Annotated in this window: 26 protein-coding genes; 16 read left to right on the top strand and 10 right to left on the bottom strand. The window is 41.4% G+C overall.

Going from position 1 to position 26806, the window contains the following annotated elements; genetic code table 11:
- The first annotated feature begins 31 nt into the window (after window positions 1-31).
- Window positions 32-682: a response regulator gene (locus tag ACQY73_RS05530; RefSeq protein ID WP_428662600.1), complete on the top strand. Its 651-nt coding sequence runs from the start codon at window positions 32-34 to the stop codon at window positions 680-682.
- Between the two features lie 10 nt (window positions 683-692).
- Here the strand turns inward: ACQY73_RS05530 and ACQY73_RS05525 are convergent, their stop codons facing one another.
- Complete coding sequence (locus ACQY73_RS05525; RefSeq protein ID WP_428662597.1) at window positions 693-1808, bottom strand: fatty acid desaturase family protein; 1116 nt, start codon at window positions 1806-1808, stop codon at window positions 693-695.
- Window positions 1809-2006: 198 nt separating this feature from the next.
- Between ACQY73_RS05525 and ACQY73_RS05520 the strand changes: the two genes are divergently transcribed.
- Entirely contained in the window at window positions 2007-2651 is a 645-nt protein-coding gene (locus ACQY73_RS05520) for a hypothetical protein (RefSeq protein WP_428662594.1), read from the top strand.
- Between the two features lie 114 nt (window positions 2652-2765).
- Here ACQY73_RS05520 and ACQY73_RS05515 read toward each other — a convergent pair whose 3' ends face one another.
- The 6 genes from ACQY73_RS05515 to ACQY73_RS05490 all read right to left on the bottom strand — a co-directional run bounded on the left by ACQY73_RS05515 (window position 2766) and on the right by ACQY73_RS05490 (window position 9018).
- A complete protein-coding gene (locus tag ACQY73_RS05515) occupies window positions 2766-5264 on the bottom strand; it encodes a bifunctional UDP-N-acetylmuramoyl-tripeptide:D-alanyl-D-alanine ligase/alanine racemase (protein WP_428662591.1) in 2499 nt (832 codons plus the stop codon).
- A gap of 108 nt (window positions 5265-5372) precedes the next feature.
- On the bottom strand, window positions 5373-5756 hold the full coding sequence (locus ACQY73_RS05510) for a VOC family protein (RefSeq protein ID WP_428662588.1): 384 nt from the start codon (window positions 5754-5756) through the stop codon (window positions 5373-5375).
- Entirely contained in the window at window positions 5753-6667 is a 915-nt protein-coding gene (locus ACQY73_RS05505; RefSeq protein WP_428662585.1) for an alpha/beta fold hydrolase, read from the bottom strand. The genes ACQY73_RS05510 and ACQY73_RS05505 overlap by 4 nt, the downstream gene beginning before the upstream one ends.
- 14 nt (window positions 6668-6681) lie before the next feature.
- Window positions 6682-7617, bottom strand: a complete 936-nt coding sequence (locus ACQY73_RS05500; RefSeq protein ID WP_428662582.1) for a polysaccharide deacetylase family protein — start codon at window positions 7615-7617, stop codon at window positions 6682-6684.
- Between the two features lie 89 nt (window positions 7618-7706).
- Window positions 7707-8105, bottom strand: a complete 399-nt coding sequence (yiaA, locus tag ACQY73_RS05495) for an inner membrane protein YiaA (protein WP_428668424.1) — start codon at window positions 8103-8105, stop codon at window positions 7707-7709.
- Window positions 8106-8289: 184 nt separating this feature from the next.
- On the bottom strand, window positions 8290-9018 hold the full coding sequence (locus ACQY73_RS05490) for a hypothetical protein (protein ID WP_428662579.1): 729 nt from the start codon (window positions 9016-9018) through the stop codon (window positions 8290-8292).
- Between the two features lie 217 nt (window positions 9019-9235).
- Between ACQY73_RS05490 and ACQY73_RS05485 the strand changes: the two genes are divergently transcribed.
- On the top strand, window positions 9236-9790 hold the full coding sequence (locus tag ACQY73_RS05485) for a DUF4142 domain-containing protein (RefSeq protein WP_428662577.1): 555 nt from the start codon (window positions 9236-9238) through the stop codon (window positions 9788-9790).
- Between the two features lie 65 nt (window positions 9791-9855).
- Here the strand turns inward: ACQY73_RS05485 and ACQY73_RS05480 are convergent, their stop codons facing one another.
- Window positions 9856-12594, bottom strand: a complete 2739-nt coding sequence (locus tag ACQY73_RS05480; protein WP_428662575.1) for a gliding motility-associated C-terminal domain-containing protein — start codon at window positions 12592-12594, stop codon at window positions 9856-9858.
- 478 nt (window positions 12595-13072) lie between these two features.
- Here ACQY73_RS05480 and ACQY73_RS05475 point away from each other — a divergent pair, with 478 nt between their 5' ends.
- From ACQY73_RS05475 to ACQY73_RS05440, 8 genes are all read left to right on the top strand, one after another.
- Window positions 13073-15805 carry a TonB-dependent receptor gene (locus ACQY73_RS05475; protein WP_428662572.1) on the top strand — a complete coding sequence of 911 codons (2733 nt, stop codon included), beginning with the start codon at window positions 13073-13075 and terminating at the stop codon, window positions 15803-15805.
- A 588-nt stretch (window positions 15806-16393) separates the two neighbouring features.
- Window positions 16394-16810, top strand: coding sequence for a PqqD family protein (locus ACQY73_RS05470; protein ID WP_428662569.1), 417 nt, complete (start codon window positions 16394-16396; stop codon window positions 16808-16810).
- Window positions 16792-17478 (top strand): glycosyltransferase, encoded by a 687-nt coding sequence (locus ACQY73_RS05465; protein WP_428662566.1) that lies wholly within the window; start codon window positions 16792-16794, stop codon window positions 17476-17478. The genes ACQY73_RS05470 and ACQY73_RS05465 overlap by 19 nt, the downstream gene beginning before the upstream one ends.
- Window positions 17475-18173, top strand: coding sequence for a glycosyltransferase family 2 protein (locus ACQY73_RS05460; RefSeq protein WP_428662563.1), 699 nt, complete (start codon window positions 17475-17477; stop codon window positions 18171-18173). The genes ACQY73_RS05465 and ACQY73_RS05460 overlap by 4 nt, the downstream gene beginning before the upstream one ends.
- The gene (locus tag ACQY73_RS05455) at window positions 18170-18850 is read left to right on the top strand and encodes a glycosyltransferase family 2 protein (RefSeq protein WP_428662560.1); all 681 of its coding nucleotides are present in this window, start codon (window positions 18170-18172) and stop codon (window positions 18848-18850) included. Before ACQY73_RS05460 ends, ACQY73_RS05455 begins: the two co-directional genes overlap by 4 nt.
- Before the next feature lies 1 nt (window position 18851).
- Window positions 18852-20033 (top strand): SGNH/GDSL hydrolase family protein, encoded by a 1182-nt coding sequence (locus ACQY73_RS05450; protein WP_428662557.1) that lies wholly within the window; start codon window positions 18852-18854, stop codon window positions 20031-20033.
- Complete coding sequence (locus ACQY73_RS05445; protein WP_428662554.1) at window positions 20033-21154, top strand: nucleotidyltransferase family protein; 1122 nt, start codon at window positions 20033-20035, stop codon at window positions 21152-21154. The genes ACQY73_RS05450 and ACQY73_RS05445 overlap by 1 nt, the downstream gene beginning before the upstream one ends.
- 1 nt (window position 21155) lies before the next feature.
- Window positions 21156-21962, top strand: coding sequence for a lipid II flippase family protein (locus tag ACQY73_RS05440; protein ID WP_428662551.1), 807 nt, complete (start codon window positions 21156-21158; stop codon window positions 21960-21962).
- A 317-nt stretch (window positions 21963-22279) separates the two neighbouring features.
- On the opposite strand, the gene ACQY73_RS05435 is transcribed toward ACQY73_RS05440, so the two are convergent.
- Window positions 22280-23110 carry a TerC family protein gene (locus ACQY73_RS05435; protein ID WP_428662548.1) on the bottom strand — a complete coding sequence of 277 codons (831 nt, stop codon included), beginning with the start codon at window positions 23108-23110 and terminating at the stop codon, window positions 22280-22282.
- Between the two features lie 171 nt (window positions 23111-23281).
- Between ACQY73_RS05435 and ACQY73_RS05430 the strand changes: the two genes are divergently transcribed.
- The 3 genes from ACQY73_RS05430 to ACQY73_RS05420 are packed head-to-tail and all read left to right on the top strand — an operon-like array spanning window position 23282 to window position 25015.
- Entirely contained in the window at window positions 23282-24418 is a 1137-nt protein-coding gene (locus ACQY73_RS05430; protein ID WP_428662546.1) for a methionine aminotransferase, read from the top strand.
- A 56-nt stretch (window positions 24419-24474) separates the two neighbouring features.
- Complete coding sequence (locus ACQY73_RS05425) at window positions 24475-24705, top strand: DUF433 domain-containing protein (protein ID WP_428662543.1); 231 nt, start codon at window positions 24475-24477, stop codon at window positions 24703-24705.
- Window positions 24686-25015: a DUF5615 family PIN-like protein gene (locus ACQY73_RS05420; RefSeq protein ID WP_428662540.1), complete on the top strand. Its 330-nt coding sequence runs from the start codon at window positions 24686-24688 to the stop codon at window positions 25013-25015. The genes ACQY73_RS05425 and ACQY73_RS05420 overlap by 20 nt, the downstream gene beginning before the upstream one ends.
- Window positions 25016-25020: 5 nt before the next feature.
- On the opposite strand, the gene ACQY73_RS05415 is transcribed toward ACQY73_RS05420, so the two are convergent.
- On the bottom strand, window positions 25021-25503 hold the full coding sequence (locus ACQY73_RS05415) for a C40 family peptidase (RefSeq protein ID WP_428662537.1): 483 nt from the start codon (window positions 25501-25503) through the stop codon (window positions 25021-25023).
- A gap of 234 nt (window positions 25504-25737) precedes the next feature.
- On the opposite strand from ACQY73_RS05415, the gene ACQY73_RS05410 reads away from it, so the two are divergent.
- Both ACQY73_RS05410 and ACQY73_RS05405 read left to right on the top strand, forming a co-directional pair.
- Window positions 25738-26064: an ArsR/SmtB family transcription factor gene (locus tag ACQY73_RS05410; RefSeq protein WP_428662534.1), complete on the top strand. Its 327-nt coding sequence runs from the start codon at window positions 25738-25740 to the stop codon at window positions 26062-26064.
- 38 nt (window positions 26065-26102) lie between these two features.
- Complete coding sequence (locus ACQY73_RS05405) at window positions 26103-26750, top strand: sigma-70 family RNA polymerase sigma factor (protein ID WP_428662531.1); 648 nt, start codon at window positions 26103-26105, stop codon at window positions 26748-26750.
- Window positions 26751-26806 lie beyond the last annotated feature (56 nt).

Here is a 26806-nt window from a genome sequence, read left to right as displayed (position 1 = left end):
AAGCAGAAAACAATAAGAAGGAAACTATCGGATGGATAAGATTAAACTCGTAATAGCGGATGATCATAACCTTTTCAGAAAAGGAATGACAGCTATGTTGAATCAAATCGGTGATTTTGAGTTGATTGGTGAGGCCGCTAACGGCAAAGAATTGTTGGATCTGCTCGCTCGGGTTACGCCCGATATTGCGTTGCTTGACCTGCAAATGCCCGTCATGGATGGAGTAGAAACGACCGAACATATTCAAGTGCAATTTCCGAATGTAAAAGTGATCATTGTTTCTATGCATGAAGAAGATCGCTTCATCATTCACTTGCTCGAAAAAGGTGTCAATGGCTATTTGCTCAAAGACTCTGAGCCGGGTGAAGTTGAAAATGCCATTCGTCGGGTTATGTCGGATGGATTTTATTACAGTGATTTTGTCTCTAAAGCTCTGCACCGCAAAGTGATCACACGGGCTACGCCGCCCGCCCCGCTTTTCAACAGCAAAGTGCAAATCTCCCCACGCGAAATGGAAGTATTGCAGTTGCTTTGTGAAGGCCTGTCAACGCTCGAAATCAGCGAGAAACTATTCGTCAGTCCGCGTACGGTAGAAGGGCACCGGTTGAGATTGCTCGAAAAAACCGGTACCAAAAACACAGCAGGACTGGTAGCCTACGCATTTAAGAACGATCTGCTCTAGCTCCTATGGATTACCCAATGGCCTCATTGAGATCAGGAAGACGTCCGAGCTGATGCAGATTGGCAATGTGCGAACGTAGTGCTACGCCAAAAGAAGGATTTTCAAGGTATGGAATTCCAAATTCTTCCGCCGTTTGTTTCACAATTGGGGCCAAGTGTGGATAGTGTACATGCGCAATTTTTGGGAAAAGATGATGCTCTACCTGAAAATTTAAGCCTCCTACGTACCACGATAACCATTTATTATTACGCGAAAAATTGACGGTTGTATTCAACTGATGAATGGCCCAATCGTTTTCGATAACGCCTTTTTCGTTGGGAATCGGATGACTTGTGCCCTCTACAGCGTGAGCAAGTTGAAACACCGTAGTAAGAATAACACCGCCGACAAAGTGCATCACCAAAAATCCAAGCACAATTTCTCCGAACGGTATATGAAATACCAACGTAGGTACCCCAATAATGACGGTGAAATAAATGACCTTCAACAGAATGATTTTTAACAACGTGATGGCATTCTGAGCTTTCGAATTTTTGTTTACGCCACTCGCCGTAAATCCAATGAATTGAATAAAGTCTTTTGCCAACACCCAATACAAGGTCAGAATTCCGTAAAAGAAAAAAGCATAGAGCCACTGAAGCTGATGAAAGGATTTGACGGGTGTATGCGGAGAAAATTTTAAGACCAATTTATCATTGATATCTTCATCCACGTGAACCACATTGGTATACATGTGGTGTAACACATTGTGTTGCAGGTTCCAATTGAACGTAGAGCCACCCAACATGTTGAGGTAAATATTGCCGATCCAATAGTTTGTTCGGGCATTTTCTGAATAAGCCCCGTGGTTTGCATCGTGCATTACGCTCATTCCCAGCCCTGCCAAACCCAGTCCCATAATGAACCACAAGAGAAGGCTGATGCCTAACGGAGGTTGCAGCCATAACAGAACTGCAAAGGGAAGTAAGTACATCGCCGTTAGAACCGCCGTTTTAATGACCAACGTGCTATTGGCATTTTTCGAGCGATTCAGGTCTTGAAAATGGGCGTCAACTCTTTTCTTTAAGGTTGGGAAAAATAGGTTTTTGTCTTTGTTAACAAATCTAATTTGGCTCTTTTGTTTCACTTTTCATAAGGTTAGATAAACGGCGATACTTCAGTGTGTAAAAATAAGGAGGGTAGGCTAAAATTTCTAACGATTAATAAAATAGCCCTGAACAATTCGGTTAAATGTCATTGTTATTTGTAACATTGTGACTTAAATTGTGTTTTTCACGTCGAACTGTATAAATTGTTAAGAGTCGTAATTCAAACTTGTTAAAAAATGAAAAAAATACTATTTATTGCCGCTTTAAGTTGCTTTTTTGGATATTCGAGTGAAGCACAAACGGTGTTGCCGGATAAGCGGGAGATCGACAAGTCAAATTTTGAAGGCTTATATGTAACGACCAAGATCGAAGAAAAGTATCTTGGAAAATATTGGGAGGATTATTTGAAGCAATTTGGCAAGGTAAGCAGCTCAAGAGGTGGAGTATACCGAGCATCGACTGCCAGCATCCCCAGTATTTCTTCTTCTTCCATCAACTTGGCGAGTCAGGTAAGTTCTAAAAAAGGGCTTTCGCAGGTGTTTATTTATTTGGATTTGGGCAATGGCTCGTACGTGACCCAAGGCACCAAAGGGTATGCCGAGGCGGAATCATTTCTGAAAAAATTTGCCGAAGATGCCATTCTGTATGACGATGCCCGTGTTGCGGAAGAAGCCATGAAAGATTCGGAAAAGAACTACAGCAAATTGACCCGTAAAGGTGAGAGTCTTAAAAAGGACATTGAAAAAACGGAAAAAGAACTCGCCAATCTGAAGAAAGACCTGGAGATAAATGTAAAAGACGTAGCAACTTCACAAACGGACTTGGAAACGAAAAAGAAAACGTTTGAAGACGCAAGTGCCAAAATCCCCACAAAACAATAAATACCGTATCGTAGGGGCAGGCTTTACGTCTGCCCTTTTTTGCAATGAAGCAGATTTTGTATTTGCATTACTTGTTACTTGGTTTTACGGACGGGCCGTCCGTACCACATTAGATTATTCTTTAAAAAAAACGCGTTTGACACGCTCGCTGATACCGGTCAAAAGCTCGTACGGAATGGTTCCGATCTGATCTGCCAACTGCATGATTGGCAGATCATTTCCAAAAATAATGACTTCGTCACCTTCCTGAACGGTGACTCCTGTAGCATCGACCATGGTCATGTCCATGCACACATTTCCAACCACGGGACACAAAGCACCGTTAATAAGTACTTTTCCCACTCCTTTGCTGAAACGCCGGTCGTAACCGTCGGCATAACCGAGGGCGATGGTGGCTATAGAAGAAGCTTTTTCCAAAATACCTTTACGACTATACCCGATTGTTTCACCGATGGGAAGATGTTTGACCTGAGAAATCACCGTTTTGAACGTGCCGATTTGCTGTAAAGCCCGCTGTTCCAAACGGTTTACCTCTACGCCGTATAGCCCGATGCCCAACCGTACCATATCCAGTTTGTAGTCCGGAAAACGCACGATGCCTGCGGAGTTGAGAATATGTCGCAATGGTTTATAGCCTAAAGCCTCCTCAAGCTGCGTTGCACCGGAGATAAAACGCTCATATTGCAGTCGAGTAAAATCATTATGCAAGGCCTCATCTGCACCGGCCAAATGGCTGAAAATGGAGGCGATTATTAAAGAGGGATGTTGTTGTAATTTATAGATAAGCAGCGGTAAATCGGCTTCAGTAAATCCCAACCGATGCATACCTGTATCAAGTTTAAGATGGATAGGCACCTCCTGCCGAGTTAATTCGCTCTCATCTTCATTTGTTGGAGAAAGAACGGGGAAATTGAGCCATTCGTCCAAAATTTTGTGACTGTAAATTTCCGGTTCCAGTTGGTATTCAACAAGTTTGTCGAAGGTAGAAGGCGAAGGGTTCATGACCATGATGGGTAATTCAATGCCGTTTTGGCGCAACAAAACTCCCTCATCGGCGTAGGCTACGGCCAAATAATCGACGCGGTGAAACTGCAATAACTGAGCTACCTCGGCGCTGCCGCTACCGTACGCAAATGCCTTTACCATGACCATGATCCGGGTGTCGTTTCCGACGCGATTGCGGTAAAAATTGAGGTTGTGCGTGAGGGCGTCCAAATTGATTTCCAGTACAGTACCGTGCACTTTTTGTTGCAAACGATGCACGATCCGTTCAAACTGAAACGTGCGCGCGCCTTTGATCAGCACCAATGCATCCCGAAACGATTGGGTGGAAAATTTAGCCAGAAAATCGTTGGTTGTGGCAAAATAGTGTGCTTCTACCTGAATCAGGTGCGCATTTCGTTCAAATGCTTCGCCTATGGCAATGAGTTTTTGAACACCTTTACCTTGCAGCAAAGTATTGATTTGAGTGTAAAGTTCATCTTCTTTTTGCCCCGTTTGCAGCAAGTCAGATAGAATAGCCACTTTTTGAGACCGCTGTTCCTGCTGACTTAAAAAATTGAGTGCAATGGTCAGTCCTACGAGGTCATTGTTGTAGGTGTCATCGATCAAATAGCAATTGTTAATTCCTTCTTTTAACTCAAGCCGCATCGAAATAGGTCGTAAGCGGGCTACCCGTTGTCTTATTTCGGACGAAGGAATGCCCATCGTAAGCATTACTATAAGGCAATGGATGCAGTTCTCAACAGAAGCCTCGTCCGTAAAAGGAATCGAAAAAAGTTGATTATCATAGAGTGCGACCGAAGAGTTTAACACTACGTAGGTTTGTTCAGTATCTTGATGCCATTCGGCCTGTATCAGGCAGTTTTCGCCGGAACCCCAACTGATGAGTTCACATTTTGGGTTGACCGATTTTAAAATAAGGCGAATTTCTTCGTCAATGTCAGAATAATCGGCGCGGTAGATGAGTTGATTGCATTGGGTAAAAAGACGAAGTTTCTCGGTTACTTTCTGTTTACGGCTTCGGAAACCTTCGTCATGCGCCGAACCAATGTTGGTAAAGATACCGATGGTAGGTTGAATGATTTCCTGAAGGGATTTCATTTCGTGTATCTGTGAGATTCCCGCCTCAAAAATCCCGAGCGTATGCGTCTCATTCATTTGCCACACCGACAGCGGCACCCCGATCTGAGAATTATAGCTTTTAGGGCTTTTAACGATGCGGTAATCGGCGCTGAGCAATTGCCCAAGCCACTCTTTCACGATGGTTTTTCCGTTACTTCCGGTAATTCCGATGACAGGGATATCAAATTGGGCGCGGTGACGTTTGACTACGTCCTGTAAAGCTTTCAGGCTGCTTTCCACTTCCCATAGTTGGGCGTTTTCGAAAGCGTCAAGCGCGGTTAATAACGTATCGCTAAGGGCTTTTTGCTCTACTACAAATTGCCGAACCCCTTTTTTGTACAGTTCTGCAATGAATTGATGCCCATCGTGGCGCTCGCCTTTTATGGCAAAAAATAGGGTCTGTTGAGGGAAAACCAATTGCCGACTATCCGTCAATAAATAAGTAGCATCGGTGTCAATTGGAGTATTTTGAAAAATCGTTGCGGTCATTTTTGTTCTAAAATTTCCGCCAAAAATAGTATTTATGTCTGAAGTTGTTGACTTTATTCTCAGAATGTCTCAAAGCACTCCTGCCTATAGACCGATTGACAGAGGCTATTATTTGCTTTCCAACAAGTCCCATTTGTTACCATATATATCTCTAAAAACAACAACCCAACCGTACAGTTCAGAGCGAGGTTCTTCCTGAAAATCAACACCCTGTGCTTGCATTCTTTCGTAAGTTGGCCAAAAGTCATTGGTATACAAAAATAAAAAAACGCGACCTCCGGTTTGGTTGCCGATATGCATTTTTTGTTCATCGTTCGCTGCTTTGGCCAATAATAAACCACATGCTGAGTTGTCGGAAGGTGCAACTACCACCCAACGTTTTTCTTCCGTCAGTTTGGTGTCTTCTTTGAGGGTAAAACCAAGTTTTTGGGTATAAAAAGCAATAGCTTCGTCGTAATCGTTGACTAATAAAGTAATGTGACCGATTCTCATGCAATAAATTTGTGTTGCGTCTTCTCAGCTATTACCGAAATTGCCCCTTTAAAAGTTTCAATTCCATGCCCAACGTTCGGTAAAATAATAACTTCTTTCAGGCCGCTTAGCTTTTCTTTGGCGTTTTGAACGGAGGTTTTGTAAGGAAACAAAAGGTCATGATCACCTTCAATGAGATAAACCTCGGAGGCCACTTCTTTGAGCTCATCGTCCATGTAATAGGGCTTTTGCGTATTGTCTTTATAGTATTTGAGCGCAAATACTTCATAAGCGATCAGCAAACCTTCATAATCATCAGGTAACTCATGCGTTGGCTTACAAAAAACGGCTTTGTTTAAAAAGGTCGCGACATTTTTTCTGGTGGGAAAAAGAATCGGCAATAGGTTGTAATACAGGTTTTTAAGCGATAAAGAAAAAGGCTGCAAACATCCCGGATTCAGTAAAAAAACTGATTCAACCGTAGAGGGGGCCACAATGCATAACTTCATACAAATTAAGCCGCCGAAGGAAGCCCCCGCAATGGTTGCTTTTGAAATGTGTAGTTTGTCGAGCACTTCTGAGGCCCATTCACCGTACCCAAGCGACTTAATATCAGGCGTATGTCCATCGCTGAGGTTTGGCAAGCCGTTGGTTTCCACCAAATAAATGCGGTAGTTTTCTTCCAACTCGCTTAGGCCATTGTCAAGATCCCAAAACAGGGCAGTGGTTCGTGCGCCCGGAAAAATGACCAAAGGCGGTCGATGCAGTTGGGAAGTATGAAGACCCCATACGTGGGTTTTACCAAGCGAAGTTTCGATGATTATTCGCTCGTATTTTTTTTGATTCAATGATTCAAGCCGAGCCACCCATTTTTCAAACCATTGATGGTGCAGCGCCGGGTTTTTGAAATGAGAAGTTCGGTATATTTTCATGGCGTATGAAAATTTTATTTGAGATTATACAACCTCATTATTTCTTCCGGAATGACCGGCTCCGGGTCTTTGAATGCTAATTTTTGGGTTATTCTCCAACGATGGAGCCACGAGAAACCACCTTTGCCTACGTATAGCTCTTCGCGTTGATAGACAGGGTCTTTCAGGGCTTCTTCCAGCGTAATAAAACCATAATTGCGGTTTTTCATCAGGGCAAGCACTTTATCAAAATGATGGCAATTCAGCAAATTGATGTGGCAGAGAAAAACGTGCCTGATGGGGCGTTTTTCCAATAAAAAAGCCAGTTTTTCAGAATAGTCAAACAATTCGTTCAAATACGTTAAATAAGCATTGACCACCATCTCCATTTTGGGTTTATCGCCCGCTCTGTACGCATTTTGATACACTCTGTTGAAGATATAATCTTCATTATCAAGCGTTACCGGCGCAATTTGGTAGCCTTTTTCGGTAAGAAATCGGTTGAAACCATACTTTTTTAAACTATCAGAACCTGTCTGCAAAAAAGGATGCCGAAAATAGCGGAGCGGAGAATTGTATTTTTTGGCCAGCACTTTCGAAACCTTTTCTCCTTTCAGAAAATCAGCTTTATATTCCTCCAATGAAGCGACATTGAAGGAAGGGTGTGAATAAGTGTGATTTCCGATCCAATGCCCGTTAGCCAGCCAAGTTTCGAGCAAGCCAATCCGTTTATCAACTTCTCCCGGTTTTTTATAAAGTGTTGATTCATTGACAAAACCAATGACAGGTACTTGGTTTTTCTTCAAAACTGCCATTAGCTTTTCGGTATTTTCAACGCTGTGTTGAAGCGATAGCTCGTTGGCAAAAATCAGATCATCAAACGTAATTGCCAGTTGGTTTGACTGTGCGAAGGCCGCACTAAACGAGAAAAACAAGAATAAAGAAAGAAAAAGGGCGGTATTTTTTTGCATGTAAAATGGCTTTTGTTACCTGTAAAACACGCTGAATGAATTTTCAGACTGTGCGAAGTTAAAGAATCTTCGCACAGTGCTTCCCACCTCTAACCTTGTTTTTTATAGTCTTGGCTGTCGCGTGTGTTTTTCTGAACGGCAATGGCGCCAAACATGCTCAGTAAAAATGCAAAAGCATAAAATCCTTTTTCGCTTGGAAGCATAGTCGCATTCCAAAGACCAACGGCCAAAAGTGTGATGGCCAGGATGGTGGAAAACCAACTGATTCCGTAATAAATATCCGTAACCGGCACGCCTTCCAAACGGTCGCGAACGCATTTTTGCACCGAGACGGCCGAGAATAATCCGTACATTAAAATCGTGAAATAATATCCCTTTTCGTTAAGCAGCATTTCGGCTCTCCAGAGCCCGATGAGATACCCCAGCATTCCTGCGCCGAGTGCTACCCAAGAAGCACCAATAAAGGCATTTGACGGTTTTTGATACATGGCTGTTGTCATTGTGTTTTTCTTTACGTGTAAATGATGGGACGAAGTTTCAGGAAAAACCTAAAATGAACAACTAAATGCCTGATTTTCTGAGGATGAACTTATTTTAAGGTCGTTGGGAAGAGATGACACCTAAAAGTCATAGTGTAATATGGAATGACAGAGAAGAGAAGCCGCGCTTTTTCTACAGATTTATTTTTTTTAAGACCTCCGACAATTCATGACTTGCTTTTATGGATTGTTTTTCTTCGGCAGTCAATACAATATCATGGTTAAACTTTCGCCCTTCAAAACGTACTTTTACGGGCTTTGACGTTGAGTCGGCAATGGCTTGTATAATGCCGTTGTCGCCCGTTTCGAGGTAGTACACATTTTCCCAAAAGTTATTGCCTGTACCTGCCTGCTTATTGTACTTGCTGGAGGTTTCTACTTTTGGACTACTCAGGATCAGGCTTCCCACGCGCACTTTTACCTGATTGTGAAAGATCCAGTCATTGCCGTACCATTGCGATTCCAAATAGATAAAACCATCTTCGCGCACGTGCGCTTTCAGGGTTTTACGACCGGCGGCTTTTTTGCCGAAATCCATGTGAGTGTACCAACCTTTATCCTGAAAGTCATCCTTGGTAAAAGTGAAGCTACCGATCATTTTAGCCAGTTTTTTCTTATAAAATGCCTTTTCGCCGGCGCGTTCGGCGATTATTGTAGAGGGGGTTATGGCGATACTGCCGGCTGTTTCCGTTGTATTTCTTTCGTACGGCTCAGTTGCCAACGTATCGGTAGAAGAGACAGGAGCAGAAGGGGAATAGATTCTTTTTACAAGCACTAAAATACATACGACAAGAGAAATTACTACGATGGTAATGACTGATGAACTTATTAAATTCTTGGAGTTAGGTTTTGCGTTTTTCATGTTGATTCCTTGCACTACTATTGATTGAAAACAAAGAAATTGCCTTCATTTGGTAGCCACAGGCATTAGTGCAAAAATAAAGAAACTACAAATACAACGGGCGTAAACTTCTCAAAAGAGTCAGGTTTGTTCTGCTGATAAAGACGTTTCAGGGAATATGTCCTTACAGGTGGCATAATTTTTTAATGCTGACAGTATATATCAAAACTGTTTTATCATGAAAACGAGCCTGATAATAGGATTGGCAGCGATAATGATGAGTAGTCCGGGAATTATCGCATTCGGCCAATCGGCACCTCAACCTAAGAACAATACGTCGGCAACTGCAATGAAAAGCGTGAGCAACGATGCAACGTTTCTGGCAGATATAGACGCTTGGAGCATTTTTGAAATCGAGCTCGGGAAAGCAGCGCTGAAAAAAGCCATTTCGACGCAGGTACAGGAATTTGCTAAAATGATGGTAGATGATCATACCAATGTAAAAACAGACCTGAAGGCTTTGGCAACTTCCAAAAAGGTTATGTTAGCTAATGGAATACAGGAAAGATACCAAAAAGTAATTACTGCTTTGACAGCCAAAAGCGGACAGGATTTTGACCGTGAATATTTGGCTATTGTACATACTGAATATGGAAAGGAAGTGGAATTGATTAAAAATGCTTCAGAAAACGCGAAGGATGCTGATATTAAGACCTTTTCTAAAAAAACACTTCCCAGACTGCTTTATCACTTAGAAATGGTGGAAAGGCTGGAAAAAGCAACTGCAAATTAAATCATAGCATCTGTACGGTTGAAGAATCTCAGTTGCACATTTGGTTGAGCCTAAGATTCTTCAATTTACCGTTGCAGGGTAATTACCCCTCGAAATTCAAAAACAGTATCATTGTTACGAATTTTATACCGAAACACATAGGGATAGGTGCCTTCAGGCAATAGAGTACCATTTAATTTGCCATCCCATTGAGGATCACTCTGTTCGTTTTTGAAGATTTTCTCTCCCCACCGATTATAAATATCAAGCCCTATGGCTTGGCCACTTACGATAATAAGCCTGAAAACATCATTAAGACCATCTTCATTGGGCGTAAAAACATCAGGAGCATAAATACGTGAAACGCAGGGCTCATTGATTGTAATGGTTCGCGTGGAAGTACAGCCCTGCGGTGTACTTATATCTACTTTATAAATACCTTCTTCGGTGACCGGAATATTTGCAGTTGTTTGTGCTGAATGTTGCCAATGGTAGGTTAAACCGGATTCCAATCCTCCCGCTTCAATTTCTTTGTTCAAACACACCGTTTCATCGGCTTTGATTTTTGGTAAAGGATTGATCGTTACCTTGACGGAATCCGAGATTTCACACACAAATTGCTTGGTTGTCAATTTGTAGATTCCGGGTAAAGAAGGTTTTATGGTTCTGGTATTTTCTCCGGAAGACCATTTGTAAAGTATTGAAGGAGATGCGTTTGTGATGGTTGGTGACAATTCCACAATTTCGCCTTCACATACTGTAATATCATTACCGATTTTTACTTTTTGAGCAGAAAAGACCTCAACAGATCGTGAAGACGAGCAACCTTCAGCAGTAGTGGCTTTCACTTTATATTTGCCGGGTTTAGATATTTCCAGAATGGCGGATTTTGATACACCGGGCATCCATTCATACCTCAGATTATTCTCAGAAGTCCCTGCTTCAATTTTAAGCGAAGAATTTATAAGGCAAAAATTTTCGTTGGGTTTAATGAAAGGAGACTTGTTAATGATAACAATTACGGTATCTTTTGCTTCGCACTTCGATTGGCTGTTTTTGGCAGTAATAATATAACTTCCGTTTTGACTGCCTGTAATTTTGGAGGCAACAGTGATTGAATTATCGGGTCGTTGCCATGAGTATGTGTCCCATTTTGAGTTTATCGGCGCGTTGAGCGTTGCGGTATCACAGGCCGTTAATGTACCTTGTCCAAAATTGTAAATGCCTGCCGGTGAAAACGTTACTGTAAAATTCTTTTGAATAGAGCAGGTTGCATTATCAGGATGAAAGATCTGTAATTGATAAACTTGAGTATTGACTCCTGAAACTGTGAGGGTATCTTGGATGGCTTTTTCAGAGGAGACATTCACCCCGATCCATTTTACAGGCGCGTTTGCATTGGCTTTAAGCAGCGCATTATTGCATCCTAAATTAGTGAATTTCGGAGTAGCCTCTAAAATTTTAATATCCATTGGCGCAGAGTTAACGGAGTCATTACTGCATTGACCTGCTTCTTTTATACTTACGCTGTAACTGCCCGAGCGGCCGGGTTTAAAACTTACGTTAGTGGCTTCGTTTACTTTTTTACCGTCCACAAACCACTGATAGTTAAGAGTGGAGGTTGTTTTTTGGTCAATGTTTGCCGTTAAAACTACATCATTACAGTTTTTGTCGGTGGTTTGTTGAATGGATGCAATAGGTGTAATATTGAAGTTAGAAGCAATAAAATTGGGAAGGCCAATGCCGCTTTTTTTATTGCCCAAACTAACTCCATTGGCAATGAATTGACAATCAGTGCCCTTTTGATCAGGGTTATTAATAACTCCTAAATAGTTAGCATTATTGATTGACGCATAAATTTTATTGTCGGGACCTAGCTGCAATGCGCCAAAGTAAGAGTCAGTTATCTCTCCAACGACCGTTTTCGATTCAAGAATAGCCGCCGTGGTAGTTTCAGTTATATCTAATTGATAGATTTGTTTTCCTTCACTTAGCGTACCGGTAACATATAAAAATTGATTATTAGCGGAAAATTCTGCCCCATATAGTCTTTTAAAATTAGGATGCGATAGTAGCAATGAATTTGAAAGCGTTCCCTGATTGTTGTTGAATTGGAGTACTTCCAGAACACTTTTTTCAAATAATGCGAGGACTATCTTTTGCCCGTTGGGAGATGCCTTCATGTATCCAAGCGAGGTTCTGTTAATGCTTCCAACTTTGCTTTCCACAAAGTTGAGGTTTAATCCACTTTCGGTAAGTAAGAATGCCCTGAATGCTTTTGTACCTACTTCATGAGTAAGTACCCAATAATCAATGTTATTACAATGTTTGACAATCGTTAAGCTTTCCGAAGAATTCGTTATCAGAAGATTATTTTTAGAGATCAGCCCTCCAAACCCATTGTTCAATCGTAAATCTACAATAGCATATTGTGCTCCTTTTATACCGGTATTTATGTCGTTTGTGTTAACCGAAAAAATATAAAAAATATTCGGATTCCCCGGTTGAGGAACAATAGTACCTGATTGAGTCGTAGAATTATGGCCTCCCAAATTTATCGCATCCGGAATAAGTTGATGCTTTTTATTCCAAATAGAGCGACCATCGGTGTAAAGAAGTAAATTGCCATTTTCATCACTAATACTTGCGCACCCTTCCCAAATACTTAAAGCGCCATCAGTAGCCGGTTCAGGTTTGCCACTACTGAAATCAAGCCCGGCATTATAGCCAAAATACCAATGATTGGCCTGCTTATTTAATTGACCAAACATCAAAGAAGGAATAAAGCCAAAAATGAAGAATAAATATAAAACCTGCCTCGCCATCTTAATATGATTTTGTACTTTTCACTAACCCGGCACCTCTCATTACACATTAAAATACAAAAAAACAGCCTGCTGATAACAGACATAATTTTATGAACCGAAGATCAAATCAGATAAAGCAGATTGTATTCAAAAAGTCGGTTCGGAATTCTTTAGGAAAGATAAGGCCTATAGCTGTCGAACTACAAATATTTATACTTGTTTTTAGTTTAAAAACGCCATTTTAACCTAAAATTAACAAAGAAGTAATAAAGCAGTGAATAGGTTGAAAATTAAATCTTTGAATAGTACAATAAATTTGCCTACCTCAAAAGTAGTTGATTTAGCCCTGTGCTAATGTTGTTGTTTAAAAGACATATCAAATGTGTTTAAATAAAACATATGCTCTGTTTTATCATCCCCCCAAAATTCATAAATGGTTATTCTAGTTTGCGGTTTCTGCCTATGTTTGCAGCGAAACAAACCCATCCCATTAAAAATGACAAATCGAAATTTTAGCCTCATTTTACTTATTTTAACCATTACTGAATTTTCATTTGCACAAAATCCTTCTCCCAAAAAATCGCTTGCATTAGATACTTTATACCTCAATGAAGTGATTATTTCGGCGTCGCGAACGGCAGAACCCATTATGGAAACACCCGTAACCGTTGAGCGTATTTCCGGTTTACAACTGCAAAAACAGCCTTCTTCCGAATTTATTTCGTCGCTGTCAAGGCTGAAAGGTGTGGATGTGAGTCGGTCGAGCTGGTTGATTACCAGTTTCAGTACGCGTGGTTTCAACAGTTCCAAAGCAGAGCGTGTGGTGCAATTGGCCGATTATGTTGATGTAACGTCTCCCACGGCGTCGTTGTATTACGGAAACTGGGTCGGTATTGGTGAATTGGATTTGGAAAGTGCCGATATTGTGTTTGGCGCGAACTCGGCGTTGTATGGTTCCAATGCCTTCAATGGTGTGTTATTGATGCATTCCAAAGATCCTTTTAAACATCAGGGACTTTCCGCTTCGTTGCGTGGCGGGAATCGCTCGATGATTGATGGGCAAATTCGCTACGCTAAAGTGTTGGGTAATAAATTTGCCATTAAATTTAACGCGAACTACTTTGAAGCCGATGAATTTTTATCGTCCAACAATGCCGCCATCAAACGTGTTACGTCGGGTGGATTGGCCGGCTCAGACCCTCTCAATAATGCAACGGGCAATCCGGCGGGATGGAATGCCATAAATCGGTACGGCGAAGCAGGGACAACCGTTACCAATGCTGCTCTGACATCACTCAATAATAATACTGCTTATCGCATCTACACCCAAGGATATACCGAAGCAGAAATGGCCAATTGGCCTGAATCATCAGGAAATCCGTTTAAGTTGTTTAGCAACGGCAATTATAAAGCGGGCAATTATCGACTCAATCCATCATTGCATTGGCAGATCAATCCTAAACTTCGTGCAGTATATGAATACAAATTGGCGGTGAGTAACGGTATTTTTCAGAGCACCAGTCGATATGCTCAACGCGGTATGAAGTATGATGTGCACCGTATTGAGCTAAAAACAGACCAATGGTTTATAAGAGCTTATACTGTTTTTGATTATGGCGGCAAAGCCTATGATTTGAATTCTTTGGCAAGCGGACTAATGAATGCGCCCATGGCTTCCGGAACGCAGGCCAACGGAAGTCGTTATCCAAGCTATGCTTCTAATTATTATACGCTTTGGAATCAGGTATTTACAGCGGCTCGTACTACAGGCCTTGCGTCGGGAGCTGCGCTTCCAAATGTGTTTGCCGCTAACTCTTCGGGAGGTGTTCCTGCTGCATATACTTTGCCACAATCAATTGTGGGTGGACAAAGCATTGAAGCGGCTCAGGCGCTGGCCTCTCAATTGGCGGCCGGCGTGCAATTGCCTGTAGGAAGTCCTTACTTCAATCAGCTTCGCGAGCAGATCGTAAATGGGGTAGGCTTGATCGATATCAACGGGACTAAAACAGTAAGGGGAGCCGCTTTTGCCAATACCGGCCGTTTCTGGGATATCAGTGCTCAGCGTGAATGGAATATTGATAAACTTAATGTTATTGCCGGAGCTTCGTATCGCACCCATTTGCTGCAATCGGCGGGGACGCTTTTTTCCGATGGACCCAATTCGCCCATTTCGCCCAATACCAACGATATTCAACGCCGCGACCGGATTGTCAATTGGGATGGCGGTGCTTATGGGCAACTTCGTTATAACGTGTGGCAAAATCGCCTGAAATTGGCTGCGGCCGGGCGTTTCGATCGGTTTCGCAATTTTGGCAGTCGCTTCTCGCCCCGCATTTCAGCGGTACTTTCTTTGGGGGATAACCGACAACATAATTTTCGCCTAAACTACGCGCAGGCCTACCGCCAACCGGCTCAACTTGACCAGTTTATCTACCTTGATTTTGGCACACTTCTGGTGGCCGGAAATGTACAAAACGGTTATCAAGGTCTGAATGCAGTATCGGCATTGCCTGACGGTCGCACAAATCCTGATTTTCTGAAGCCCATTACCATTAAAAAAATTGCTCCTGAACAGGTCAATACCTGGGAAATTGGCTATAAAGCCCAACTTGTCAAAGGCCTGTATGTGGATGTAAGCTATTATCGTTCATGGTACAATGATTTTATCGGGACGCTTCGATTCTATGGTCGTGAAGATGGAATTGCTCCAACGGGTGTTCCACTCCCTGCCGCCACGGGCGATTTTGCAAAGACAACCACCGACCGTACACGCGGCCGATTGATCCAAACATGGGCCAATGCCGACCGACAGGTACGCACACAGGGATTGATTGGAAGTGTAGAGTATTTTTGGAACAAAAAACTTAATTTGAATGCCAACTACACTTGGTCTCACATCAATGACGAAGATGTACCGGGATTGATATTGGGTTTTAATACTCCTTCCCATAAAATCAATGCAGGCATCAATGGAGAACCTTTCAAAAATGTAACGTATGCGGTTAATTATCGACATAGTAGTGGATACACGTATTTTATGCCCGTCGACGAAGGGTACATCAATGCTTTCGGAACGGTAGATGCGCAGGTGAATTATCGTTTGCCGAAATTGAAAAGCAGCCTTCGATTGGGCGGAACTAATCTGTTGAATACCAATGCAGTACAGGTTTACGGTGCCGCTTCAATGGGAAGAGTTGTTTATCTTGGTTGGACGGTAGAAGGATTGTAATTTGAACCACTTATAGAAAGCATTTGAGTTAAATTTTGAGCAAGGGTATCGGTATTTACACTTACATCCGCAATGAAAGGTGGAGAGCCGATACCTTTATCAAAGAAGTTTGGCAACGTTTTTATAACTTATGATTTTTCCGCTATAAAAAAAACTATCCCACTGTCAAATAGTATTGTCTGATTCCAATACCTCCAAAGCCGGAAAATTTATTTTGGTAAATGCTGCATAAAGCCCATTAGACTCATTTATAAGGTTAGCTGGCAGTTGCCGGATAATGATCCGGTTCGGGTAAATTTGATGGCTAATCATGTTTTTAGTAAGAATTTATTAAATTGCGCATTAATATATTAAAAGGTCAATTTTATAATTTAACTAATACATGAGGAGTAAGATCTACTATTGAAACAGTATTGGAGAAGCTTTTCTCCTGCGTTTTAAAGCTGTGAAATAAACGATTCCGGTTGATATAGCCGGGATGTTTACCAATCCATTGGTCGTCTTTCAGGGTCGATAAATGATTGTTTTTTTCTTGGTTGCAAAGCTCTTTGGATAGATTTTAGTATACCGTTTACTCAACCATTCCCTATGAAAAATTATCAAATCGCAACAAGAGGCATCTCATTCGATCATTTTGAAGACGAGACCGTAGCTGTAAATCTTCCGCGAGGCAATTATTACAGCCTTCGTTTTACCGCTGACTTTATTTTCAGACAATTAGTGTCCGGTAATAATGCCGAAAAGGTGGCTGTTGCTTTGACTCTAATCTATGATGTTGAATACAAAGAAGCTTTGAAAGCGGCTAATCAGTTTATTGATCAATTGCTGGTAGAAGAACTGCTGAAAGAAGCAGAAGCAGAAGGGGAAATTGAAATTGTCCAATTGGATGAAAAAAAGGAGTTTACGTTTCCTGTGTTGGAGATTTTTGACGATATGCAGGAGATGTTAGTACTTGATCCCGTTCACGATGTAGACTCTACCCAAGGATGGCCGCTGAAAAAATAAGTAAGCCGCTGATAAGCGTTATCATTCCGGTGTATAACGGAGTACGTTTTATCAAAGATGCCATTGAAAGTGTATTAAGCCAGGGATATGATCCGGTTCAATTAATTATGATTGACGGAGGCTCTACGGATGGTACACTTGATCTTGTTCGCTCTTATGGCGATAAAATTGAATTGATTCATCAGCAGAGTAAGGGGTTGGCATTGGCACGTAATGAATCTCTCCTTTTTGTAAAAGGAGAATTTATGGTATATCTGGACAGCGATGATCTTCTTGCGCCACTGAGCTTTGCGCGCATTATGGATGTATTTGAACACTATCCTGATACTGAATTTGCGTTTGGGAAAGTACAACATTTTTTTGAAGAAAATACTGCTAAAGACTTAAGCAACAACGATATTACAACTTCTCCTGTGATGGGAGCGGGTTTGTTTCGGACGTCGGCAGTGCAACGCATCGGTAATTTTATCCCTGCACTAAATCCCTGTGAGGATATAGAGTGGCTTCATCGGGTAAAAAAACAAATGAAGATTAGAATTATAGAGGGAGTAACTTTGCATAAACGGCGGCACGATGCCAACCTGACAAACGATATCCCGGTCATTTATACCCAATTGGTGCGTAGTTTAAAAATGGTCATTGATAGAGAACGTTATGTAAAATCATGATTTCTGATCTAAGCGTTATTATTACTGCCTATAATTCTGAAAGATTTATTGAACGCTCTCTCGAAAGTGTTTTGGCACAATCCATTCAGCCTCAGGAAATTATTGTCGTTGATGATGGCTCTACCGACCAAACTGCGGCAATCATACAGAAATACAGCAATAGGGTACGCTATGTATATCAGGCAAACCAAGGGCCGTCGGGAGCACGAAACACAGGAATACAGTCTACGCAAAATGAATTTATCGCTTTTTTGGATGCGGATGATTATTGGCCTTCCGATAAATTGGAGAGACAATACACCATGCTTCAGCAGAATAAAGCGGTTGATCTGATTTGGGATAGAGTAAAAATTGTTTACGAATCTGCAGAAAGTCAACGATTTACCAATGAATCTGTCGATGAAAATGCTGCGCCCATTACTTGCTTAGGAGCAGCACTTTTTCGACGGAGAGCATTTGAAAAAGTGGGCCTTTTTGATCATACATTACGAATTAGTGAAGATTGGGATTGGCATAATAGAGCGTATGAGTACCCCCTTACTATTTTAAAGACGAGTGAAGTTGCGTTGTATTATTGCCGTCATACTAACAATCTGACCAAAGACCTGAAAGAACTGACCCGATTTAGTGTTCACCTGCTGAAACAGACGCTTGATCGTCGCCGACAAATCCAAAATCAAACCCGGGAATCGTGATACTGCCCATCTCTATTATTATACCTGTCTATAATGCCGAAAAATATGTGCATGAAGCATTGCAATCGGTTATAAATCAATCTATTCCTGCCGCTGAAATTATTGTTATCAACGACGGTTCCACGGATAGAACCTTAGAAATAATAAAAAATCACGAGGCTGACATTTACTTCCGAAATAATAAAAACCAAGGCCTTTCTGCTACCTTGAATGAAGGGATTCAATGCAGCACGCAGCCCTATATCGCTTTTTTGGATGCAGATGATGTGTGGGCACCGCATAAATTGGAAACCCAATGGCAACACTTTCAACAGACTCCGGACATTGAGATCAGTTTTGGTTTGGTAGAACAGTTTATCAGCCCCGAATTGCCTGAAGAAATAAAAGCCGGGATTTATTGTCCTTCTCAATCTATGCGCGGATTTATGAAAGGAACAATGCTCGTTCGGCGCACCGTTTTTGAGACCGCAGGATTATTTGATCAAAGTGCAATACTGGGCGATTTCATTGATTGGTTTGCCAGAGCGCAGGAAAAGAAAATTCTTTTTGAGTGCTTAAATGAAGTGCTGCTGTACCGGCGATTGCACCGAGAGAGCCTCTCAGGAAGACATCAGCATCGCAAAGATTTTCCTCGCTTGCTCAAAAAAGCTTTGGACAGACGAAGACAGGAACTATAATATGAGAGCAAAGGCCGGTATTTATTTACTGATTGGCATCTTTTTGCTGTCTATTGCCATTTTCAGACAGGATTGGCTTTGGGAATTAGGTGAAGCGGGAGCGTGGATATATAATGGCTGTATATCGACAGGAATTGTATTGATAGGATACTCAGCCGGTAAACTAATGAAGATTCGGCCTCTGTTCGTTTTGGGGGGGCTGATCGGCTTTGAACTATTGATTGGGTTGATAATTGGTTTTATTGTTATAGCACAACCGGCGAAAGTTCCGTATATGCGCTTCTTTCAGAATCTATACGCTTTATGCTATAATACACTTCAGTATGACTCTGACATCAGTGAGTATAACCCCGTCTTTGGTTATCTGTTCAAAAAAAACACGAAATCGTCTTTCAGCCAATGGGAATTTTCGCCGAAATCTATTTCTACTAACTTTTTAGGGTTGAGAGATGACAGCGCCTCGTGTATTGATCCCGATATTATCGTTTTGGGAGATTCCTTTACGGCAGGGTGGGGAGTAGGTCAGGAGGAACTGTTTACCGTTTTGCTGGAAAAGCAATTGGGCAGAAAAGTATTGAATGCCGGGATTTCCTCTTTTGGCACCGTTAGAGAAAATTTGTTACTAAGGCACCTTCCCCGAGATTCGTGCAGGCTGGTAATCATTCAATATTGTGCCAATGACTTCGAAGAAAACAAAGCATGGAGTGATTCAGCTTCGGCTTTTCGTTCTTCAATGAATGCTCAGATGTACTCAAACAGGCAAATTCAGAATAAGGCAGGAAGAATGTATGTGCCCTTCAAACTGCTTTTTTATACCTCCCTGAAGGTATTTCAGTATTTGTTTGTCTCTCCTGAAAAACATGACATTTTTTATAAATCCAAACCGGGAGAGCCATTAGAGCATACCGATTATTTCTTAAAAACAGTGCAGGATGTGAGAAGTTATTATCATGGAAATGTATTAGTGGTAAGTTTGTCTAATTCGAAGCGTTTTGATACTCAATTTATGCTGAATACTGAGCAAAGTGCTCGGGAAAAAGAGTGGAAAAATATCTTTTTTTTGAATATTTCACCGATTTTTGTCCAAGGGGATAACTACACCATTGACGGACATAATACAGCCTCAGGGCACCGAAAAATAGCCGAGCAACTGAGTAAGTTTATAAAAAATAATGACTTATAATGCATCATTCAGAAAAACTGATTCGGCATTCATTGAAAGATAAAGGTGGCTGGTGGCCCGATGAAGATCATATCTTATTGCTGAAAGCAGGTTTATTGGAGCCGTCAAAAGCATTAAATGCATGGCAGCAGTGGTTGAAAAAACAAGACCTGACACCGGATTTGCTGGAAGATGGTGAAATTTTACCCAAAATTTTCGACCCTATTGACGAAGCATCGCGGCAGTTACTTCCTTTAGTACATCGAAATCTGGAGAACCTTAACGAACCGTTTTCGAAGCGGTTGAAAGGATATTATCGTTTTAAATGGGTTCGAAATCAGCAACATATAGCGAGAGCCGATCAACTTTGTGCTGTTTTGGAGAAATCAGGAATACCAACCATGCTTATCAACGGTTTGGCATTATCGTTGTGGTATTATAAAGATACAGGTGTACGTACCGTAAATGCCATTTCCATTTTGGTGCCTTTTGAACATCGTTTCAAAGCGATCGAATTGCTGAGTACTTCTGCTTTTCAGTATCAATTGCAACACCAAAATGTTCAGTCAGCACGCCTGATTTGCAATGATAAATTGACTTGTGATATTCAATGGTATTTGTTTCAGGAACATGCTTACGCCGATGCTGATATGATCTTTTGGGAGAAGTCTATAATGTGTATAGTAGGTGAATCAACCCCTTCTCGCCGACTGTCTTCCACGTATCAGCTTTTCCATAGCCTGATGCAGGGAAATCGGTGGAACAGCCCTGCACCCATCGGGTGGGTGTCGGATTGTGTATGGATTGCGCGGCAACATTCTGTAGATTGGGATATAATTTTCACCTTAGCAGAGCAATTTCAATACGTTAACTTTATTAAAATAGCTTTGCCCTTTTTAAAACAGGAATTCAGCTTGGACATTTCGGAGGAATATCTGCTCAAATTGGAAAAATTAATCGCTACTCCTAACGACGATTACTACTTTAAGGTAACAACCAAAGGCCCCGATTATGGACGTATTTTAACGTATTTTTGGCGAAATTATGCTCTTTACAGCTGTTTTGTCAAACACCAAAGCTCAACTCCTGCTTCATTTCTTACGTGGATGGGGCGCAAGATCACTCAACGATTTAAATTGTAAAATGGACGCTTCGATTTGGATAGTTATTGTATTGACGTTTATCATTCACTACATCGGTACATTGGCGATGGCCGTTAGGATTGTCGGCATTCAAACCAAACTTTGGAGTATGTCATATGCCATTTTCAATATTATCTCAATTTTTTCGAGAATGTCCAACACATTGCAGGCACCCTTATTGGCCAAAATAGTCGAGACAGATATTCAGCAAGGCCGCGAAATAGATACGTTATCTTTCCGAATTATTATCATGGCAGCTTCTGTGGGAACCATTGTGGGCGGCTTTTCTATTCCCACTTTCCAGCGAGTGTTAGCCAGAATGGTGAGAAAATATTATGAGGTCCATTCATTTACAAGACTTTTTTTGTACGGTTTCAGCCCCAGAGCCTGGGTATATGTGTATCAATGCTTAACGTGGCCGGTGAAAGGCAATTGGCATTTTCTTAAGAACTTTTCGGGGATTTCTCCGAAAATATTGATCCTTAACATGCTGTCAAGTGCCATTTTGACCATTGGGGTACTTTCATGCTTATATGCAGGTTATTTGAACCCTGATCTACGAGCTACATCGAGTTCAATGAATGGCGTTATCAATGGAGTCTCGACGCTGTTGGCCTTGGTATTGGTTGATCCTTATATTGCTTTACTAACCGATGAAGTCAACGTGGGAAAACGTCCCGAATCAGATTATAGACGTTATATTGTATTTTTATTGGTAGCTCGTTTGGCGGGAACACTTATTGCTCAACTCATGCTTATTCCATTGAGTTATTTTGTCCTGTTTTTAGCGGAACATATTCGTTTTTAATTGATTCAACGGTTTGGGAGAATGGAAATAGCCCTTATATTCTTGAAAAATCCTGCATTTATCGAATGCAATAGTGGAAGGAATTTTCCCCGAAATCGGAAATAGATACGTATAGAGGCGATGGGTAGTTAGGCCACTATTCATTTTTAATAATAACACCTCGCTCGTTGGCCGAGTGTGAGCAGCAATTGAAAAATACATTATGACGTAGAATTGACGAGTTATTATTGCTTGGCCAAACAGCGTGATGTATGCATAAAAAAGACGACAACCCGATTAATTAAGGTTGCCGTCTTTTTTATGCATGAAGGGAAGTACTATTCGCTGCCATTATCTTTTAATAAACCTTCACGTTCGGCTTGGGTTTTATAATCATGAAGCTGAACCGGCTTTGAAGCTTTGCGCATTTTGATGTTAAGGACTTCCACCAAGAGCGAGAAAGCAATGGCAAAATACAGATAGCCTTTGGGTACAGCGCCTACGTGTGAGCCAAAGAACGAAACTTCGGCCAAGTGAGCGCCTTCGGCGATAAGCATAAATCCAATGGCGATCAAAAAGGCCAACCCCAACATTTGTACAGACGGGTGGCGGTTAACAAAATCACCTACCGGGCCTGAAAACAACATCATAATAATGACCGAAAGGACAACGGCCACGATCATAACGGGTACATTATTCGTAAGACCAATAGCGGTAAGGATCGAGTCAATGGAAAATACGACGTTGATAAGTGCGATCTGCAATACCACACTTGTCAATTTGCTGCCTGCACTTCCTTTAGGCTTTTGCACTTCTTCTTCGCTGCCTTCGAGTTTATGGTGAATTTCGGACGTACTTTTATACAGCAGAAAGATTCCGCCAAGAAATAAAATGAGACTTTGTCCGGAAAAAGCTGCTTTGAACCAACCCGTATCTATGTGGGTAAAGGGTTCTGATAACGAAATGATAAAAGAAATTCCGAAAAGCAGCGTTACCCGAAAGATCATGGCGAGCAGTAATCCAATGTTACGCGCTTTAGGTTGTTGTTTGCGGGAAAGTTTGTTGGCCGCAATGGAAATAAAGATGATGTTATCAATACCCAAGACGATTTCCAGAAACGTTAGGGTCAATAAACTGACAAGTGCTTCAGCAGTAAATAAAGAATCCATTGTAAAATGAGTAAATGAGCGATTGGTTGAATGTGAAAACAGTATAGATGAGATCGTTGATATGCTAATGATAAACAAATAAAGCAATAGAAATTCAAAAATGGGCGATTTTTCAACGTGAATCGAATAATTTTACACGAAAATACCAAACACTACACAGAAGGTCTAAAAATGGAGTCAAAACTACCAAACGTCGGTACAACGATTTTTACGGTCATGTCGGCGTTGGCCAATGAATACAAAGCCATCAATCTTTCGCAGGGGTTTCCTGATTTTGATATGCCCGGAGCACTCGTTCGATTGACAAGTGAGGCTATGCAAAACGGTTTTAATCAATATTCACCCATGGCGGGCTGGATGCCGTTGCGGGAAAGTATCGCGGCCAAGATTCACGATTTACACGGCGTCTCCATCAATCCTGATACTGAAATTACCATTACGCCCGGTGGCACGTACGCTATTTACACGGCTTTTACAAGCGTTTTGCGCGCGGGCGATGAAGTCATTGTGTTTGAACCTGCCTACGATAGTTATATCCCTAATATTGAAGTCAACGGTGCGGTTGCGGTAAGAATATCGCTTGATTTTCCAACCTACCGCATCAATTGGGACGAAGTACGCGCCCGCATTACGCCGCGTACGCGCATGATCGCGCTCAATACACCTCATAATCCAACGGGTAGCATTCTTCGAGACGATGATATTGAACAATTACGCCAAATCGTGGAGCAATATGATCTGCTGATCATGTCGGATGAAGTGTATGAACATTTGATCTATGATGGTGAGCCGCATCGCAGCATGTTGCGCTACGAAGACCTGCGGCAAAGAGCTTTTGTCTGTTTTTCGTTTGGCAAAGCGTATCATTGTACGGGCTGGAAAATGGGCTATTGTGTAGCGCCACCGGCTTTTACCGCCGAATTTCGGAAAATCCATCAATTCAATTGCTTTTCCTGTTTTACACCGGCACAGGTGGCGTTGGCCGAGCATCTCAAAAATGCGTCTGAATACCGAAGCATTGCAGGATTTTATGAAGGAAAACGCAATTATTTTGCGCAGCTCATGCAGCAAACGCGGTTTAAGCCCTTGCCAAGTTATGGAAGTTATTTTCAGTTATATTATTTTGATCACTTATCGGATGAGTCAGACAAAGACTTTTCTATGCGACTGACCAAAGAACATAAAGTGGCCTGTATTCCCGTTTCGGCGTTTTATCAGGAAGCCACCGATAACGGCGTAGTTCGATTTTGTTTTGCCAAAAAAGAAGAAACCCTGGAACGTGCCGTAGAGCGATTGATAAAAATGTAATGGTTTTCGTTCCAATATAAATAACGTATATTTGTTTACTGAAAACATTGTAAAGTATGAATCATCTAATAACCATACATCCTGATATTCAGAGTGGTACGCCTGTGTTTTATAATACTCGCGTTCCTGTGAAAAACTTATTTGACTACCTGAAAGGTGGGCATACAATTGATGAATTTATTGAAGATTTTCCTTCAGTCAAACGTGAACAGGCACTTGCATTGTTAGATTACGTTCAATCAACCGTTACATTTAATTTTAGCTTAAATGTACAGACTGCTGCTTAATGAAAATCTCCCAAAAAAACTTAAATATCGTTTTGGTGATAAATTTGAAGTTACTACTGTACCGGATATGGGTTGGAACTCGCTTCAAAATGGAGAATTATTAAAAGCAATGTTTGATTCCGGAATAGAATATTTGGTGACAGCTGATAAAAACATGAGTTTTCAGCAGAATTATCGCAAATGGAATGTAAAGTTAATTGTCTTGAATACTCCTGACAATCAGTATGAGTTTGTTTTACCGTTTGTTTCTAAAATAAAAGAATTATTTGACCTCAACCAAATTCAGGATTATAACCGGATTGATTTATAAACGCTCTATTGGAGTATTCTTCTGATACCTACAAAGCGCTTTTTGTAATAGGCAGCATCCAAAAAGTCGTAACGTACGCCGCCTTTCCAGGCAGAATGGATAAATTTAACGTAGTTGGAGCCCACTTCGACGATCATTCCCACATGACCAACGCGTGTGCTGCCTGAATTATGACCTTTGAAAAAGATCAGATCGCCTGCTTTGGCCTTTTCCACAGAAATCTCCTGTCCGTGCGAACTTTGCGCGGCGCTTGAATGCGGTAATGCAAAACCGAATTGCGAGAAACAATAGCGGACAAACCCTGAACAGTCAAATCCTTTCTTGGAAGTACCGCCTGAGCGATACCGAAGTGCCAGATGCTTTTTGGCAAAACTGAGCAACTCAGCAGACATTGAAGCGTTCTGAAGTGTGTCTTTTTTTGCCATTTGGGCGAAAATAACTTGGCTAAGGCATACCAATGCCATCAACAAAATCAACTTTTTCTTCATAAGGTTAGAGAGACTGATTTGCTTGGGGTAAAGCAAAGGTAATGCCAAATAAAAGTAAAAAATTTGGCATTTACCAACTTTTTTGGAATAAATTATCATTAAAAAGTGTTATAGCCAATTTTTATATGTTTTACGTTTCTTGTGTAACTCTCTGAAAATAAGCGAAAAAGCAAAAATGTTTTGTTGGAAAAATTATATATCGTAATATTGCGATATATAATTTCAATAATGATTATGGGGCTATCCAAAACCGAAGTATTCAGCGAAGAAGACAACCGAACAGCAGATTTGGCCAAGGCATTCGCGCATCCGGCACGGGTCGCAATTCTGCGATTACTTGCCTCAAAAAAGGCCTGCATTTGTGGAGATTTGGTCGATGAACTGCCGCTTTCACAGGCAACGGTTTCGCAACATTTAAAAGAGTTGAAGCGCATAGGTATCATTCAGGGAAGCATTGACCCGCCGAGAGTTTGCTATTGTATCAATGAAAAAGTGTGGGAAGAAGCCCAGCAAATGTTTGGAGCTGTTTTTGCCGTTTTGTTGAAAGCCGAATGCTGTTAAATTTTTTGCCCTAAACCATCGTAATAATACAATCAGTTATGTGTTATAATCCTTCCACTAACCAACTGCCCAATTTCTGGCGTAACTACGGACAATCCGTGGCAGATTATGTTCGTAAACGCATCCGTGATGAGGAGATTTCCAAAGACCTTACCCAAGATGTTTTTATCAAGATCTATACGTTTTGCCAAAAGCATGATTTTTCCTGTGAGAAAGCAGGGATAACTAATCTGCGTTCCTGGATTTTTCAGATTGCGCAAAATACCATCGTTGATTATGTGCGGCGCGAACAACGTTTCCAAAAATATGATACTTGGAACGATGTCGCCGAAATAACTGAAACAACTACTTATTTACAGGCCGAAACCTTTATCAAGCCATTATTATTATTAATGCCCGCTGCTTATGCCGAACCGCTCCGTTTGGCAGACTTAGAGCAACTGCCCCAACAGGAAGTGGCTGATCGCCTTCAATTAAGTCTTTCGGGGGCAAAATCCCGTATTCAACGGGGTCGGGCAAAATTGCGTCATTTACTGGAAGAGTGTACTTTCATTGAAACCAATGAAAAGGGAGAAGTACTGTCGATAGAAGCTAAACCCACTTGCCACACGCTTTCCGGCTCAGAAAAAAAATGTGAAAATAATTGTAAACAAGTTGCGTCTTTTCAAGTATGCTGTTCGTCTTGACGGTGTAATTTAAAAACACTACCCATTTACAGCCATTTATTTTCATTATTCACATT

The sequence above is a fragment of the Runella sp. genome (genome assembly GCF_965279615.1).
Lineage (GTDB): Bacteria > Bacteroidota > Bacteroidia > Cytophagales > Spirosomataceae > Runella.
Note: the sequence above shows the minus strand (reverse complement) of the source record. Positions and strands in the feature narration are given on the sequence as shown.